Below are 361 nucleotides of genomic sequence, written 5' to 3'. Positions count from 1 at the left end.
GCCCATACGCTGTCGTGACCACTTTGTATTGTTCCTGCTCTGGCGGTGATATTGCCCCGTGCCTCAACCCGGCCCTGATTATCCAGTGCGCCGCCCGCCTGTAAATTCACCGCCGATTGTGACAGCAATTTGCCGGTGTTAGTGATATCGGCAGACGAAGTTAATTGCAGCGTATCCCGGCTGCTGAGGGTGCCGCGGTTCTCTATCCGGCCCTCGGCGGTGATATGGACCTCCCCGGCAGACGCGCCGATATTACCGGCATTGTGCACGCCCACCCCCGTTTCGGTGCCTATCAGCCTGATTTTATGGGCATACATGCCGCCCAGCGCCGCCACATCCAACGCAAACGCCGGGTGCTTTT

1 protein-coding gene is annotated in these 361 nt (G+C 59.3%); it reads right to left on the bottom strand.

Annotated features, from left to right (window positions below; all coding sequences use genetic code 11):
- Positions 1-361: hypothetical protein (locus EAE91_RS23845; RefSeq protein ID WP_214090583.1), on the bottom strand; the 361-nt coding region annotated here is incomplete at both ends.

This window comes from Photorhabdus noenieputensis (assembly GCF_018448935.1).
GTDB classification, from domain to species: Bacteria; Pseudomonadota; Gammaproteobacteria; order Enterobacterales; family Enterobacteriaceae; genus Photorhabdus; species Photorhabdus noenieputensis.
This window is presented reverse-complemented; position numbering and strand designations above follow the sequence as displayed.